The sequence below is a fragment of the Streptomyces sediminimaris genome (assembly GCF_047049295.1).
GTDB lineage: Bacteria > Actinomycetota > Actinomycetes > Streptomycetales > Streptomycetaceae > Streptomyces > Streptomyces sediminimaris.
Map to the genome: position 1 here is coordinate 2,891,465 of NZ_JBJWOT010000001.1, position 15,602 is coordinate 2,907,066.

14 protein-coding genes are annotated in these 15,602 nt (G+C 73.7%); 2 read left to right on the forward strand and 12 right to left on the reverse strand.

Translation table 11 applies throughout. The features are described from left to right. Positions 1–7: 7 nt before the first annotated feature. From ACJ9NR_RS13495 to hrcA, 9 genes are all read right to left on the reverse strand, one after another. Positions 8–913, reverse strand: coding sequence for a ribonuclease Z (locus ACJ9NR_RS13495; protein WP_412487798.1), 906 nt, complete (start codon positions 911–913; stop codon positions 8–10). Positions 914–919: 6 nt separating this feature from the next. Further along, positions 920–1,273: an HIT domain-containing protein gene (locus tag ACJ9NR_RS13500; protein WP_412487799.1), complete on the reverse strand. Its 354-nt coding sequence runs from the start codon at positions 1,271–1,273 to the stop codon at positions 920–922. A 64-nt stretch (positions 1,274–1,337) separates the two neighbouring features. After that, the gene (locus ACJ9NR_RS13505; RefSeq protein WP_412487800.1) at positions 1,338–4,553 is read right to left on the reverse strand and encodes a S41 family peptidase; all 3,216 of its coding nucleotides are present in this window, start codon (positions 4,551–4,553) and stop codon (positions 1,338–1,340) included. Positions 4,554–4,598: 45 nt separating this feature from the next. Continuing rightward, complete coding sequence (locus ACJ9NR_RS13510) at positions 4,599–5,150, reverse strand: hypothetical protein (RefSeq protein ID WP_412487801.1); 552 nt, start codon at positions 5,148–5,150, stop codon at positions 4,599–4,601. Positions 5,151–5,214: 64 nt separating this feature from the next. Continuing rightward, a complete protein-coding gene (locus ACJ9NR_RS13515; RefSeq protein ID WP_412487802.1) occupies positions 5,215–5,607 on the reverse strand; it encodes a VOC family protein in 393 nt (130 codons plus the stop codon). An 18-nt stretch (positions 5,608–5,625) separates the two neighbouring features. Then, complete coding sequence (locus ACJ9NR_RS13520) at positions 5,626–6,378, reverse strand: 16S rRNA (uracil(1498)-N(3))-methyltransferase (RefSeq protein ID WP_412487803.1); 753 nt, start codon at positions 6,376–6,378, stop codon at positions 5,626–5,628. Next, positions 6,375–7,496, reverse strand: a complete 1,122-nt coding sequence (locus tag ACJ9NR_RS13525; protein ID WP_412487804.1) for a nitronate monooxygenase — start codon at positions 7,494–7,496, stop codon at positions 6,375–6,377. Before ACJ9NR_RS13525 ends, ACJ9NR_RS13520 begins: the two co-directional genes overlap by 4 nt. 190 nt (positions 7,497–7,686) lie before the next feature. Continuing rightward, positions 7,687–8,823, reverse strand: coding sequence for a molecular chaperone DnaJ (dnaJ, locus tag ACJ9NR_RS13530; protein WP_412487805.1), 1,137 nt, complete (start codon positions 8,821–8,823; stop codon positions 7,687–7,689). Then, a complete protein-coding gene (hrcA, locus tag ACJ9NR_RS13535) occupies positions 8,824–9,840 on the reverse strand; it encodes a heat-inducible transcriptional repressor HrcA (RefSeq protein WP_412487806.1) in 1,017 nt (338 codons plus the stop codon). A 152-nt stretch (positions 9,841–9,992) separates the two neighbouring features. Here hrcA and ACJ9NR_RS13540 point away from each other — a divergent pair, with 152 nt between their 5' ends. Next, complete coding sequence (locus ACJ9NR_RS13540) at positions 9,993–10,721, forward strand: MBL fold metallo-hydrolase (RefSeq protein ID WP_412487807.1); 729 nt, start codon at positions 9,993–9,995, stop codon at positions 10,719–10,721. A 34-nt stretch (positions 10,722–10,755) separates the two neighbouring features. Further along, on the forward strand, positions 10,756–11,628 hold the full coding sequence (locus tag ACJ9NR_RS13545; protein WP_412487808.1) for a DUF3097 domain-containing protein: 873 nt from the start codon (positions 10,756–10,758) through the stop codon (positions 11,626–11,628). Here the strand turns inward: ACJ9NR_RS13545 and ACJ9NR_RS13550 are convergent. The 3 genes from ACJ9NR_RS13550 to ACJ9NR_RS13560 form a co-directional block, all read right to left on the reverse strand. Beyond that, entirely contained in the window at positions 11,606–12,184 is a 579-nt protein-coding gene (locus ACJ9NR_RS13550) for a Uma2 family endonuclease (RefSeq protein ID WP_412487809.1), read from the reverse strand. The two genes, ACJ9NR_RS13545 and ACJ9NR_RS13550, sit on opposite strands and share 23 nt — an antisense overlap. 99 nt (positions 12,185–12,283) lie before the next feature. Beyond that, positions 12,284–13,516 carry a radical SAM family heme chaperone HemW gene (gene hemW, locus ACJ9NR_RS13555; RefSeq protein ID WP_412487810.1) on the reverse strand — a complete coding sequence of 411 codons (1,233 nt, stop codon included), beginning with the start codon at positions 13,514–13,516 and terminating at the stop codon, positions 12,284–12,286. A 78-nt stretch (positions 13,517–13,594) separates the two neighbouring features. Beyond that, positions 13,595–15,514: a SpoIIE family protein phosphatase gene (locus tag ACJ9NR_RS13560; RefSeq protein WP_412487811.1), complete on the reverse strand. Its 1,920-nt coding sequence runs from the start codon at positions 15,512–15,514 to the stop codon at positions 13,595–13,597. Positions 15,515–15,602 lie beyond the last annotated feature (88 nt).

The following is a 15,602-nucleotide window of genomic DNA, read 5'->3' on the forward strand; positions in this document are numbered from 1 at the left end:
GGACGTTTCACCGGCGTTTCGGAACCGGTACCCGCAGCAGATCGTGCGCGACGGTCAGCTCCCCCTCGAAACCGGCGGCCCGCGCCTGCCGCTCGAACTCGTCCGCGTCGGTGTAGCGCTGGCTGAAGTGCGTGAGCACCAGGTGCCGTACGCCCGCCTCCCGGGCCACGGCCGCCGCCTGCCCGGCGGTCAGGTGGCCGTGCTCGGTCGCCAGGCGCGTGTCCTCGTCGAGGAAGGTCGACTCGATGACGAGCAGGTCGCAGCCCTCGGCGAGCGCGTGCACGCCGTCGCACAGCCGGGTGTCCATGACGAACGCGAACCGCTGGCCGCGGCGGACCTCACTGACGTCCGCCAGCAGGACGCCGTCGTGGGAGCCCTCCCGCTGCAGGCGGCCGACGTCCGGGCCCTCGATCCCGTGCGCGGCCAGCCGCTCGGGGAGCATGCGGCGGCCGTCGGGCTCGATCAGCCGGTAGCCGTAGGACTCGACGGGGTGGGAGAGCCTGCGCGCTTCGAGGGTGTACGAGCCCGTGACGGCCACGACGCCGTCCGCCTCGAGCGGTGCCTCGGTGAGCGCGACCGTCTCCCGGTACGCCGTCGCGTACCGCAGCCGGTCGAAGAAACGCTGCCCCGAGGCCGGGTAGTGCGCGCTGATCTCGTGCGGAACCCGGTCGAGGTTGACGCGCTGGATGACGCCGGCCAGCCCGAGTGAGTGGTCCCCGTGGAAGTGCGTGACGCAGATCCGGTTCAGGTCGTGCGCCGCCACCCCGGCGCGCAGCATCTGCCGCTGCGTGCCCTCGCCGGGGTCGAAGAGAAGGCCCTCGCCGTCCCAGCGCAGCAGATAGCCGTTGTGGTTGCGGTGCCGGGTCGGGACCTGGCTGGCGGTGCCGAGGACGACCAGTTCGCGTACGGACACCGGTGGCTATCCGGGGGGCCACTGCAGGCCGCGGCCGCCGAGGATGTGGGCGTGCACGTGGAAGACGGTCTGGCCGGCGCCGGTGCCGGTGTTGAAGACGACGCGGTAGCTCTCCAGCTTGTCCTCGTCGGCGACCTCCTGGGCCTCGCGCAGCAGGTCGGCGGCGAGGGCGGGGTCGGCGGCGGCGAGCACGGCGGCGTTGGCGTAGTGCGCCTTGGGGATCACCAGGACGTGCGTGGGAGCCTGGGGGTTGATGTCCCGGAAGGCGACGGTGGTCGGCGTTTCCCGGACGATCGTCGCCGGGACGTGACCTTCGACGATCTTGCAGAACAGGCAGTCGTCCTGCGGCTCCCCTGGCATGTGCTCTCCTCAAAGCCGGCCGGTCGCGTACCGGGGCATCGTATCGGGGCGTGATCGAGGGGCGTCAGTCCAGGCCCGGCGGTGTCTTGGCGGGATTGTCCGCCAGGGCCGCGAGCGCGATGCGGATCGCCTCGTCGAGCTGGGCGTCCCGGCCCGCCGCGTGGTCCTGGGGGCGCTGGACCACCTCCACGTCCGGGTCCACGCCGTGGTTCTCCACCCCCCACCCGTAACCCTCCAGCCAGAACGCGTACTTGGGCTGGGTGACGAGCGTGCCGTCGACCAGCCGGTAGCGGCTGTCGATGCCGATCACGCCGCCCCAGGTCCGCGTCCCGACCACCGGGCCGATGCCCAGGGCCTTGATCGCCGCGTTGACGATGTCGCCGTCGGAGCCGGAGAACTCGTCGGCCACGGCGACGACCGGGCCGCGCGGCGCGTCCTGCGGGTAGCTGGAGGGGCGCATGCCGCGGGGCAGGTCCCAGCCGACGATGCGCCGGGCCAGCTTCTCCACCACGAGCTGGGAGGTGTGACCGCCGCGGTTCTCCCGGACGTCGACGACCAGGCCCTCACGGGCGACCTCGACCCGCAGGTCGCGGTGGATCTGGGCCCAGCCGGGGGCCTGCATGTCGGGGACGTGGAGGTAGCCGAGGCGGCCGCCGGAGTGCTCGTGGACGTGGGCGCGGCGGTCCGCGACCCAGGCGTGGTAGCGCAGGGGTTCCTCGTCGGCCGTGGGGACGACGACCGCGTGCCGGGCGTCGCCGCCGCCGGCCGGGGAGACGGTCAGCTCGACGGGCCGGCCGGCCGTGCCGACGAGCAGCGGCCCGGGCCCGGTGACCGGGTCCACCGGGACGCCGCCCACCGCCACGATCGCGTCGCCGGCCCGTACCGCGACGCCGGGTGCGGCGAGCGGGGAGCGGGCGGCCGGGTCGGAGGTCTCCGTCGGCAGGATCCGCTCGATGCGCCAGCTGCCGTCCCCGTGCCGGGAGATGTCGGCGCCGAGCAGGCCCTGCCGGGGCCCGTGGCCGTGGCCGCCGCGCGGGAGGACGTAGGCGTGCGAGGTGCCGAGTTCGCCCTGCACCTCCCACAGCAGGTCGACGAGGTCGTCGTGGGTGGCGACCCGTTCCAGCACGGGCCGGTAGCGGTCGAGGACGCCCGTCCAGTCGACGCCGCTCATGTCCGGCCGCCAGAAGTGGTCGCGCATGATGCGGCCGGTCTCGTCGTACATCTGCCGCCACTCGGCGCCGGGCTCGATCCGCTGCCGGATCCGGGAGAGGTCGACGGTGACGTTGGTGTCGCTGTCGTCGTCGCTGGAGGCCCGCCGGTCGCTGGGCACCACTTTCAGCCGGCCGTCCGTCCACAGCAGGATCCGCTTGCCGTCCCCGCTGACCGCGAACCGGTCGGCGTCGGCGGCGAGGTGCTCCAGGCGGTGCTGGGCGAGGTCGTAGCGCTCCAGCTCGGTCCTGGGGTCGGGGTCGTCCGGGGTGGCCCGGGAGGAGCCGAGGACCCCCTGCACCGGGTGGCGCAGCCACAGGACGCCGTCCTTGGCCGCGCGCAGGTTCGAGTAGCGGGCGGCCTCGACCGGGAAGGGCACGATGCGGTCGGCGAGGCCCTCCAGGTCGACGCGGGTGGCCGGCACGCCCTCGCTGTCGGGGGTCTCGTCCTTGTCCGGTGCCTCGAAGGGGCGGCCGTGCCGCTGCGGGCCGAAGGGGGACGGGGTCGTCGCCGCCAGCGTGATCAGGTGCGGGCGGTCGCCGACCACGAAGGCCAGGTCGAAGACGTGCTCGTCGTAGACCGGGTCGAAGGAGCGGTTGGACAGGAACGCCAGGTGCTTGCCGTCGAGGGTGAAGGCGGGGGCGTAGTCCTGGAAGCGCAGCGGGGTCGCCTCGGTGACCGACAGGTCGGTGGTGTTGGCGAGGCGGAGCTGACGCAGCGGGCGGGGGCCGGGGTGGGACCAGGCCAGCCAGGCCGAGTCGGGTGAGAAGACCAGGCCGGTGACGTCGCCGTCGTCGCTGCGGTCGACCTCGCGGACCTCGCCGGTCTCGCGCTCGACGAGCAGCACCCGGCCGTCGTGCGCGGCGACCGCCGCGCGGCTGCCGTCGGGCGCCATGGCGAGTGAGAGGACCCGGCCGAGCTGCCCCGCGGCGAGCCGGCGCGGCGTGGCCCCCGGCGCGAGGCCTGTGGCGGGCGCGAACTCCAGGGCGTCGTCGCCCTCCGCGTCCGTCACCCACACCACCCATTCCTCGCCCTCCGTCCGGAAGGTGCGCGGCAGCCGGGCCCGTACCCCGGGTGCGGCGGCGAGCGCGCGGGCCGGTCCCGAGCGGTGGGTGACCCAGTGCACGGTGCCCCGCACGGCGACCGCGCTGCCGCGCGCGGTGTGGTCGGGGGCGGCCGAGCCGAACCAGTGGGCGGCGTCCACCTGGAAGGACTGCCGGTCGGCCCGCTGCCCGCCGGGCCGCACGTCGAGCCGGCGCGGCTCGGCCCCGTCCAGGTCGTCCAGGAGCCACAGTTCACCGGCGGACGCGTAGACGACCCGGGTGCCGTCCCCGGAGGCGTGCCGGGCGTAGAACCCCTCCAGCGGGGTGTGCCGGCGCAGGTCGGAGCCGTCGGCGAGGGAGGAGTACAGCGCACCGACGCCTTCGTGGTCGGAGAGGAAGGCGATGCGCTCCCCCGCCCACACCGGGAACTCGAGGTTGCCGTCGAGGTCCTCGTGCAGCCGTACGAACTCGCCGTCCCCCTCGCGGTCGATCCACAGCTTCCCGGCCGTACCGCCCCGGTACCGCTTCCACCAGGCGGCCTCGCGCCCCATCGGCGCGGACAGCAGCACGGTCGCGGGCCCGTGGGCGACATGGCCGACGGGCCCGTACGGCAGCAGGGTGGAGGGTCCGCCGTCGAGCGGGACGCTGTGCGCCCAGGAGCGGCGCAGGCCGGCCTGGCCGTGGGTGGTGATCGCCAGGACCCGGCCGTCGGGGGTCCAGCCGCGCACCTGGGTACGCGAACTGCCCCAGTGCGTCAGACGCCTGGACGGCCCGCCGTCGACCGGGGCGATGTGCACCTCGGGGGCGCCGTCGCGGGCGGAGGTCCAGGCGACGGTGGTGCCGTCGGGCGAGATGCGCGGCGTGGAGACCGGCACGTCGTCGGCGCTGACCCGCCACGCCCGGCCGCTGTCGACGGGGGCGAGCCAGATGTCGTCCTCCGCGGTGAAGGTCACCAAGTCGCCGCGCACGTGCGGGAATCGGAGGTATCCGGAGGAGGCTGCGGAGGCCGTGGCGGCGGGCTGAGTCACCCGATCACCTTAGGCAGCCGCGGCTCGCGCAGCCAGGCCTTTGGATCACTTGCCCGCCACCGGCCAGCACTGCGGGTCGCCCTTGCACCAGATGGTCCTGGTGACGGTCACGGTGGCGGTGGCGCCCGGCCGCTGTCCGTTGGAGGGGTTGTTGATGATGGGCGACGGCGTCGCGTTGCAGTTGCCGAGCCCGCTCACGTGGAACCAGACCTTGCCGCCGACCTTGGCGGTCAGGTCACCGCGCACACAGGCGCCGTCGACGGCCCGGGTGACCTTGCCCGTGACGGTGATGTCCTTGCCGTCCTTGGTCTGGCCCTGGCAGTCGACGTTGGCGACGGTGGTCTCGCTCGCCGAAGGCGCCCGGCTCGACGCCTGGTTGTTGCCGTAGTTGGCGGTGCAGCTGAGCCACTGCACGTCGACGTGCTGCGCCTTCAGCGCCGCGGTCGCCGTCCGGTCGGTGGTGTACGCCACCGCCGCGGAGCTCAGCCCGTTGGGATCACAGGCCACGGCCCCGCCCGCGGCGGCCGCCGCACAGGCCACCGCGGCCGCGACCCGCCGTCCCCGCGGCCGCCGCCAGATCTGCCTCAACGCCCCCATGGACGGCAGACTGCCACCGAGTTCCGCCGGGCGGTAGAGCGCATACGGTCACAAAGGCGCCGGGTCAGCCGCGCAGCAGCAGCCACTCCTGGAGCTCCACCAGGTTGCCCTCGGGGTCCCTGAGGTGGGCCACCCGCATGCGTTCCGTCATGGGGGACGGGCCGTGCAGCAGGGTGGCGCCGCGGGTGGTGATCTGCTCGCAGTAGGCGTCGAGGTCGTCGACCCGCAGCACCACCAGGGAGCGGTGGCCGGTCGCCGTGTCACCCAGTTCCTGCAGGATCTCGGCCATCATCGACCGGTCCTGCAGGGCGATGCCCGCCGAGCCGGTGGCCGGGCTGAACTTCTCGTAGGGGCCCTCGGCCGCGCCCGACTGCGGCTTGAGGCCGAGGACCTCGCAGTAGAAGCGGTAGCAGGCGGCGAAGTCGCTGACGAGCAGTCTGACCTGGGCGAGTTCCACGGCGTTCCTCTGGGGTGTTCAGGACCAGCGTCCGGTGCGGCCGAGCAGCAGGGCGGTCGCCGCGGTGCCCGCGGTCGATGTGCGCAGCACGCTGCGCCCGAGCCGGTACGCCTTCGCGCCCGCCTCCTCGAAGAGCGCCAGCTCCTGTTCGCTGACGCCTCCTTCGGGGCCCACGACCAGCACCATCTCACCCGCGGCGGGCAGTTCGGCGGTGGCCAGCGGCGCGCCGGCGCGGGCGCGGTCCTCGTGCAGGACGGCGGCGAAGTCGGCTTTGGCGAGAAGTGCGGCAACCTGCTTGGTCGTTGCCGCGTCCGCGACCTCCGGGAAGCGCAGCCTGCGGGACTGCTTGCCGGCCTCGCGGGCCGCGGCGCGCCATTTGTCGAGCGCCTTCAGGCCCCGCTCGCCCTTCCACCGGGTGATGCAGCGGGCGGCCGCCCAGGGGACGATCGCGTCGACGCCGGTCTCCGTCATCGTCTCGACGGCCAGCTCGCCGCGGTCGCCCTTGGGAAGGGCCTGGACGACGGTGATCCGGGGCACCGGCTCGGGCTCGACCGGGAGTTCGGCGACCTCGACGAACAGCCGGTCCTTGCCTTCCGTGCGGACGACCGCGCCGGCCGCGCCGCGGCCCCGGCCGTCGGTCAGCACCACGTCCTCACCGGGCTGGAGCCGTCGTACGGACACCGCGTGCCGGCCCTCGGGACCGGCCAGTTCGAGGACCGTCCCGGCGGCCGCGTCCGCCAGCGAGTCGATCAGGAACACGGGCGCGGTCATCGCAGGTCCCCCTTGCCCGACAACGCTGTCCTGGCCACGTCGAGTTCGGCGGCGAGGACCTCCACCAGCTGTCCGGCCGGGAGTTCGCGCGCCATGCGGTGGCCCTGCCCCGCCCACAGCGCCATCCCCTGCGCGTCGCCGGAGGCGGCGGCCTTCTTGCGCAGCGGGGCGGTGAGGTGGTGGACCTCCGGGTAGGCGGCGGGGGCGTACGGGCCGTGCTCGCGCATGAAGCGGTTGACCAGGCCGCGGGCCGGCCGGCCGCTGAACGCGCGGGTCAGCTCCGTACGTACGAACAGGGGGTTGGTCAGCGCCTGCTTGTGGACGGCGTTGGCGCCGGACTCCGGGGTGACGAGGAACGCCGTGCCGAGCTGGGCCGCGCTCGCGCCCGCCGCCAGCACCGCGGCGATCTGCCCGCCGCGCATGATGCCGCCGGCGGCGACGATCGGGATGCTCACCGTCTCGCGGACCTGGGCGACCAGGGAGAGCAGGCCGATACCGGCGCCGTTGTGCTCCGGGACGTCCCGGTGCGTGCCCTGGTGGCCGCCGGCCTCCACGCCCTGCGCCACGACCGCGTCGGCGCCGGACCGCTCCACGGCGAGGGCCTCCTCCGGGGTCGTCGCGGCGGCCAGGGTGTAGCTGCCGGCGCGGTGCAGGGAGTCGATCACCTCGCGGCTCGGCACGCCGAAGTGGAAGGAGACCACCGGCACGGGGTTGTCGAGCAGCACGGCGAGCTTGGCGTCGAAGCCGTCGTCGCGGCCGCTGTCCGGGTCGCCGAGCTCGGTCTCGTACCAGGCGGCCTCGCCGGCCAGCTGGTGGGCGTAGATCTCGACCGCGCCCGCCGAGGGGAGCGCGGCGCCGGCCGCCGCGCCGGAGCCGGTGCCCGCGCCGGGGTGTTCGGGCTGCGGCACGAACAGGTTCACGCCGAAGGGGCGGGTGGTCAGCGCGCGGAGTTGCTTGATCTCCTGGTACATGCCGTCGGCCGTCTTGTACCCGGCGGCCAGGAACCCCAGCCCGCCGGCCTCGGACACGGCCTGGGCGAGATGGGGCACGGAGACGCCGCCCGCCATGGGGGCCTGCACGATCGGAAGCGGGAAGAGATCGGTCAGCGCGGAGGACATGACGGCATGTTGTCACGTCCTCCGAACAAGTCCGAATCCACCCGTCCCCTTCGCGGGGGCCGCCCCGGCGGCCACGGCTCAGCGCCCGTTGAACGCGTCCTTCAACCGGGAGAACAGACCCTGCTGCCCCGGCCGACTGTACCTGCCCGGGGGCCGACCCCCGGACCCCCAGCAGACGGCCCGACACGCGTCAGCGCCCGTTGAACGCATCCTTCAACCGGGAGAACAGACCCTGCTGCCCCGGCTGGAACTGTCCCTGGGGTCGTTCCTCGCCGCGCAGCTTGGCCAGTTCGCGCAGCAGGCGTTCCTGGTCGGGGTCGAGCTTGTTCGGGGTCTGGACCTCGACGTGCACGACGAGGTCGCCGCGGCCGCCGCCCCGCAGATGCGTCACGCCCCGGCCGTGCAGCGGGATCGACTGGCCGGACTGGGTGCCGGGCCGGATGTCGACCTCCTCCAGGCCGTCCAGGGTCTCCAGCGGGACCTTGGTGCCCAGGGCCGCCGCGGTCATCGGGATCGTCACCGTGCAGTGCAGGTCGTCGCCGCGCCGCTGGAACGTCGAGTGCGGCAGTTCGTGGATCTCGACGTAGAGGTCGCCGGCGGGGCCTCCGCCGGGGCCGACCTCGCCCTCGCCCGCGAGCTGGATGCGGGTGCCGTTGTCCACACCGGCCGGGATCTTGACGGTGAGCGTGCGGCGGGAGCGGACCCGGCCGTCGCCCGCGCACTCCGGGCAGGGGCTGGGCACCACGGTGCCGAAGCCCTGGCACTGCGGGCACGGCCGCGAGGTCATGACCTGGCCCAGGAAGGACCGGGTGACCTGCGAGACCTCACCGCGGCCCCGGCACATGTCACAGGTCTGCGCGGAGGTACCCGGCGCCGCGCCCTCACCGTTGCAGGTGGAGCAGACGATCGCCGTGTCGACCTGGATGTCCTTGGTCGTGCCGAAGGCCGCCTCGTCGAGTTCGACCTCCAGCCGGATCATGGCGTCCTGGCCGCGGCGGGTGCGCGAGCGCGGGCCGCGCTGCGAGGCCGTGCCGAAGAAGGCGTCCATGATGTCGGAGAAGTTGCCGAAGCCGCCGGCGCCGAAGCCGCCCGCGCCCTGGCCGCCCGCCTGCGAGAGCGGGTCGCCGCCGAGGTCGTAGACCTGCTTCTTCTGCGGGTCCGACAGCACCTCGTAGGCGGCGTTGATCTCCTTGAACCGCTCCTGGGTCTTCGGGTCCGGGTTGACGTCCGGGTGCAGCTCGCGCGCGAGCCGCCGGAAGGCCTTCTTGATCTCTTCCTGCGACGCGTCGCGGCGCACGCCGAGGACGGCGTAATAGTCGGTGGCCACTTACGACTCCGCCAGGATCTGTCCGACGTACCGTGCCACTGCGCGTACCGCTCCCATCGTTCCCGGGTAGTCCATGCGGGTCGGGCCGACCACGCCGAGCTTGGCGACTGCCTCGCCGCCCGAACCGTAGCCCACCGACACCACAGAAGTGGAGTTGAGTCCCTCATAGGCGTTCTCATGACCGATGCGTACGGTCATGCCCGAATCCCCGGCCTCCCCGAGCAGCTTGAGGAGCACGACCTGCTCCTCCAGCGCCTCGAGCACCGGCTGGATCGTGAGGGGGAAGTCATGTGTGAAGCGGGTCAGATTGGCGGTGCCGCCGATCATCAGCCGCTCCTCGTTCTCCTCGACGAGTGTCTCGAGGAGGGTGGAGAGCACCGTGGCGACCGTGCCCCGGTCCTCCACGTCGAAGGCGTCCGGCAGGTCTTCCACGAGCCGGGGCACGTCCGCGAAACGGCGTCCCGCGACCCGGCTGTTGAGCCGCGCCCGCAGATCCGCCAGCGAGGCCTCTCCGAACGGCGCCGGGCAGTCCACCATGCGCTGCTCGACCCGGCCGGTGTCGGTGATCAGCACGAGCATCACGCGCGCGGGGGCGAGCGAGAGCAGCTCCACGTGCCGCACCGTCGAGCGGGTCAGCGAGGGGTACTGCACGACGGCGACCTGCCGGGTGAGCTGCGCGAGCAGCCGTACCGTCCGTGCCACGACGTCGTCGAGGTCCACGGCGCCGTCGAGGAAGTTCTGGATCGCGCGCCGCTCGGGTCCGGACATCGGCTTGACGCCGGCGAGCTTGTCGACGAACAGCCGGTAGCCCTTGTCGGTCGGGATGCGCCCGGCGCTGGTGTGCGGCTGGGCGATGTAGCCCTCGTCCTCCAGGGCCGCCATGTCGTTGCGCACGGTGGCCGGGGAGACGCCGAGGCCGTGCCGCTCGGTCAGCGCCTTGGAGCCCACCGGCTCCTCGGTGCCGACGTAGTCCTGGACGATGGCGCGCAGCACCTGGAGCCGTCGTTCACTCAGCATTCGCGCACACCTCCAGAAAGTCGTCCCCGGGCGCTTTGCCTGGCACTCTGTCCATCCGAGTGCCAGAGTTCCCCGGCCCAGTGTACGGCGGTGGGGTACACCCCGGGCAAGGCAGTCCCCGCCGGGCCGGCCCGTACCGCTAGCGTCGCGGTATGACGGTGACTTGGGAAGAGCTCGGGTGGGAGCGGGTGGCGGACGGGACCGGGCGCCGCCGGCTTCCGCACTGGGACTGCACGGCGGGCCTGGTCGTGGGGGCGGGCACGGCGCTCGTGATCGACGCGGGTTCGAGCCTCGCGGAGGGCACCCGGCTGCGCACCGAGGCGCAGCGGCTCGCCGGTCACCGTGTGACCCATCTCGCCCTCACCCATCCGCACTTCGACCACGTCTTCGGGGCGGCGGCGTTCGCGGGCGCGGAGGTGTACGGCGCCGTGGGCGTGGACGCGCTGTTCGAGGCGCGGCACGCGCGCGAGGAGCTGCGGGCGGACGCGGTGGGCCACGGGCTGGACGAGCGGGCGGCCGAGGAGGCGGTGGACGCGCTGGCCGCGCCCCGGCACCACGTCTCCGGGGAGTGGACCCTCGACCTGGGCGGCGGCCGGCAGGTGCTGCTGGCGAACGTGGGCCCCGGCCACACGGCCCACGACCTGGCGGTGCTGGTGCCCGGCTCCCCCGAGGTGGTCTTCTGCGGCGACCTGGTCGAGGAGTCGGGGCGGCCGCAGGCGGGTTCCGACGCCGTGCCCTCGCACTGGCCGGCCGCGCTCGACCGGCTGCTCGACCTGGGCGGCGAGGACGCGCTGTACGTGCCCGGTCACGGAGCGGTGGTGGACGCGCGGTTCGTGCGGGCCCAGCGGGACGAGCTGGCGGCGCGTTTCGGCGTGTCGTGACCACCGGCCGGCCGGTTCTCCTATCGTCGTCCGAATGCGCCCACCCGTCTCCCGCCACCGCCCGGCCAACGGGGGCCCCTCGGGCCCGCGGCCTCGTTCGTACTCCGCCGACCTGACCCCGCCGTGGAAGAAGTCCGAGCCCGCGCCGGAGGTCCCGGCCGAGCCCGGTCTGGTGGTCGAGGAGCCCGGCACGGGTTTCTGCGGGGCGGTGATCCGCTGCGAGGCGGGCACGGTGACCCTGGAGGACCGCTTCGGCAAGCACCGGGTGTTCCCGCTGGAGCCGCGGGGGTTCCTGCTGGAGGGCAGGGTGGTGACGCTCGTGCGCCCGTCCGGCGCGGCTCCGGTGCGTCCGGCCCGTACGGCGTCCGGTTCGGTGGCCGTCCCCGGCGCACGCGCGCGGGTGGCGCGCGCCGGGCGGATCTACGTCGAGGGCCGGCACGACGCGGAACTGGTCGAGAAGGTCTGGGGCGACGACCTGCGCGTCGAGGGCGTGGTCGTGGAGTACCTGGGGGGCGTCGACGACCTGCCGTCGATCGTGGCCGGATTCGGCCCCGGGCCGGACGCGCGGCTGGGGGTGCTCGTGGACCATCTCGTGCCGGGCACCAAGGAGTGGCGCATCGCGGAGTCGGTCACGAGTGAGCACACGCTGGTGGTCGGCCACCCGTACATCGACATCTGGGAGGCGGTGAAACCGGCGTCCCTGGGCATCGACGCGTGGCCGCGCGTCCCGCACGGGCAGGACTGGAAGACGGGGGTGTGCCGGGCGCTGGGGTGGCCGCCGGAGAACACCGGGGCGGTCTGGCAGGCGATCCTGAAGCGGGTCGGCTCCTACAAGGACCTGGAGCCGGAGCTGCTCGGGCGGGTGGAGGAACTGATCGACTTCGTCACGGGTAGCGGTGGGGCCTAGCGTTGGGCAAGGTTCCGAACTCACTGGTGTCAAGCTCGATGCCCAGAACGTCGAGCGGCAGCGGTTCACCGAACTTCGCGAGGTGCTGCGTCCGGTAGTCGGCGTTCTCGCCCTTCCCCTCGGGCACCGTCAACAGGACGCATTGCGCCATGATCGGGTCCACGATGAGGTAGGCGGGCACCTTCCCGGCGGCGTAGATCGACCGCTTGATCTCATAGTCCCGCTGGACGCTGGTCCTGGAAACGACCTCGACAACAGCCGTGATCAACTGACTCGGCAGCAGTCGCCCTGAGCCGGGCAACATGTCGCGCGCGACGACCACGAGGTCCGGAACCGGCTCGCTCGCCTCGTCGACGACGTCGACTTCCTGAGTCTGGAGGGGATACCAGCGATCCAGTGGGATCTGCCTCTCCGTGAGCAGCACGATCAGGTTGTGCACCAGATCAGGGCTGGCCATCATCACGATTTCCCCCCGCAGGAGCTCCACCTTGAGCCCCTCGGGCGGCTCGAATCCCTCGAAGAACTCCGCGACTCCACGTTCGTCCACAGCGGTCATCTCCGTGGCCTCCACATTCGCCGCGTACTGTCAGCGGCAGACTACGAACCAGGTTAGGGACCGAACCGCAGTTCCGGGGCGATTCACCCGCCGGAGTGATCAGTCCACCAGGTCTCGCACCACCGCATCCGCCAGCAAACGCCCCCGCAACGTCAGCACCGCTCGCCCCTCCTCGTACGGCCTGCCCTCCAGCAGCCCCTCCCCCAGTGCCCGCCGGGACGCCGCGAGGCCGTCCTCCTTCAGCAGCGACAGCGGCACCCCCTCCCGCAGCCGCAGCTCCAGCAGGATCCGCTCCACCCGGCGGTCCTCCTCCGACAGCAGTTCGCGCCCCGCTCCCGGCGACCGCCCCTGCGCCAGTGACGCCGCGTAGGCGCCCGGGTGCTTCACGTTCCACCAGCGCACCCCGCCGACGTGCGAGTGCGCGCCGGGGCCCGCGCCCCACCAGTCGGCGCCGCGCCAGTACAGCTCGTTGTGCAGGCAGCGGGCCGCGGGAGCGGTGGCCCAGTTGGAGACCTCGTACCAGTCGAAACCGGCCGCGGACAGGACGTCCTCCGCGATCAGGTACCGGTCCGCGTGGACGTCGTCGTCCGTCGTCGGGACCTCGCCGCGGCGGATGCGGCGGGCCAGCTGCGTGCCTTCCTCGATGATCAGGGCGTAGGCGCTGACGTGGTCCGGGCCCGCGCCGATCGCCGCCTCCAGCGACGCCCGCCAGTCGTCGTCCGACTCCCCCGGCGTGCCGTAGATCAGGTCCAGGTTCACATGCTCGAAGCCCGCCGCGCGGGCCTCCGCCACGCACGCCTCCGGGCGGCCCGGGGTGTGGGTGCGGTCCAGCACGCGCAGCACATGCCGCTTCGCGCTCTGCATGCCGAAGGAGACGCGGTTGAAGCCGCCCTCCCGCAAGACGGCCAGATACGCGGGATCCACCGACTCCGGGTTCGCCTCCGTCGTGACCTCCGCGTCGGGCGCGAGGCCGAACTCGTCGCGGATCGCCCCGAGCATGCGGACGAGATCGGCCGCGGGCAGCAGCGTCGGGGTGCCGCCGCCGACGAAGACCGTGCGGACCGGGCGCGGGTCGTCGCCCAGGACCTTCCTCGCCAGGCGGAGCTCGTCGATCAGGGTGTCCGCGTAGTTCTCGCGGGAGGCGAGGACGCCGCCGGTGCCGCGCAGTTCGGTGGCGGTGTAGGTGTTGAAGTCGCAGTAGCCGCAGCGGGTCGCGCAGTACGGGACGTGCAGGTAGAACCCGAGGGGGCGGGCGGCGGCGCCGGCGAGCGCGGAGGCGGGCAGGGCGCCGTCGGCGGGGACCGGCTCGCCGTCGGGAAGTGCGGAAGGCATGCCGTCCATTGTCCAGCACGCCGGCCGGGACCCGTCCCCGCTGTCCGGCACGCCGGCCGGGCCCGGTCCGCGTGCCGCTCACTCCGCCTGCAGCACCAGCAGGGCCAGGTCGTCCTCCGGCGGCTTCCCGCCGAACTCGTGCACCAGCCGGCGGATGCGCTCCGCGATCAGCTGCGCGCTCAGGCCCGCGCAGCCGGCGAGGGCGTCCGCGAGCCCGTCGGCGTCGTCGAACATGCGGGAGCCGTCGCGGCGCTCGGTGACCCCGTCCGTGACGCAGAGCAGGCTGTCGCCGTGCCGCAGCTCGAAGGTCTCGCTGGTGTAGGTCTCGTCCTCGACGACTCCGAGGAGGGTCTGCGGACGCGCGGCCGTACGGACGTCCCCGTGCGGGCCGAGCAGCAGCGGGAGCGGATGGCCGGCGGAGGCCAGGGTGCAGCGTACGCCGCCGTCGAAGGGCCTCAGCTCGCCGTACAGCAGGGACAGGAAGCGGGTCTGCGGGCCGTCGCCGGGGGCGGGCGGCCGGACCAGGGCCCGGGCGGCGGCGTCCGCGGCCTCCGTGGCGTCGTCGAGGAGCAGCCGGTTGAGGCGGTCGAGGACGTCGGCGACGCGGTAGCCCTCGCGCGCGAGCAGGCGCAGCCAGGGGCGGGCCAGGCCGATGACCACGGCGGCTTCGGGGCCCTTGCCCTGGACGTCGCCGACGGCGAAGCACCAGCGTCCGTCACCGGCCGGGAAGAGGTCGTAGAAGTCGCCGCTGGGGCCGCCCTTGTCGCACGGCTCGTAGACGAGGGCGCTGCGCACGCCGGGGATCTCGGCGACGGCGGCGGGCAGCAGCCCGCGCTGGAGCACCTGGCTGATGGTGGCCTGGCGCGCGTACTGGCGGGCCGCGCCGATGGCGAGCGCGACCCGGCGGCTGAGGTCCTCTATCAGCCCGGTGACCTCGTCGGGGAAGCGCAGCAGCCCGGCCCGCCCGATGACGAGCGTGCCGAGCGGCCGGCCGCCCGCGACCAGGCGGTAGGCGAGCGCCGCGCCGTGCTCTCCGCGCGCGCCGAGTGCCTCGCCGGGCCAGGGGTGCGGCACGGGCCCGGACGTCCCCGCCCCGTCGGCGGGGTGCGGCGGGTCCTTCTCCAGCGCCCGGCGCAGCTCCTCCATGCGGTTCTCGCTGCCGTGCCAGACCCGGGCGAGCCGGGGTCCGGCTCCCGCGGTGCCGTCGGCCCAGCCGCGGCCCATGGCCTCGTCCTCCAGCCACACCGCGCACCAGTCGGCGAGGCGGGGCACGATCAGCTGCCCGGCGAGGGCGGCGACCAGGTTCTCGTCGAGCTGCCCGGCGAGCAGGTCGGAGGCCTCGGCGAGGAAGGACAGGGCGCCCCGGTGCAGCCAGTCCCGGTCGCGCTCGGCGCGCTGCGGATCGGGCGCGAGGCTCTCCGCGGCGCGCAGTCCGCGCTCCAGGACGAGCCGGCCACCGCGGCTCTCCGGGCCGCCGGCCGCCCGTGCCTGGTCGGTCAGCCGTGCCCACACCGTCTTGGTGCCCCTGCGGAAGGAGACGCCCCAGGACTCGGCGAGCGTGGCGACCAGGCGCAGCCCGCGGCCGTACTCCGGTGTCTCGTACGGCGCCTCGGCCTCCGCGTCGCGGGGCGCGCGGGAGGGGTGGTGGTCGGAGACCTCCACGACCAGCGCTCCGGCGCCCTGCTCCAGCCGGAGCTCCAGCGTGACCTCGGTGCCCGCGTGCACGACGGCGTTGGTGACGAGTTCGCTGACGACGAGCACGGCGTCGTCGACGAGACGGCCGGTGAGGTGGTCGGCGCCCGGCAGGCGGTCCGCGCTCCACCCGGCGGCCGTGGCCCGGACGAGCGCGCGGGCGGACCCGGGCGCGAGAGGGCTTCCGGGGAACGTCGTGCACGTCTGCGCGCGGGGTTCCGCCTCCCCGTGCGCGGGCATGTGCCCCTGCGCAGGCGCCCCGCAGGCACAGGAAGCGGTCTCCCGTTGCGTCGGAATGGCCCCCATGGACAGCTCCCCGAGCGGTTCGGACGAATACGCCTCAGTCGATGCCGACAGAGTGACAGACTGACCACGCCCATAAGCACCGAGTTAC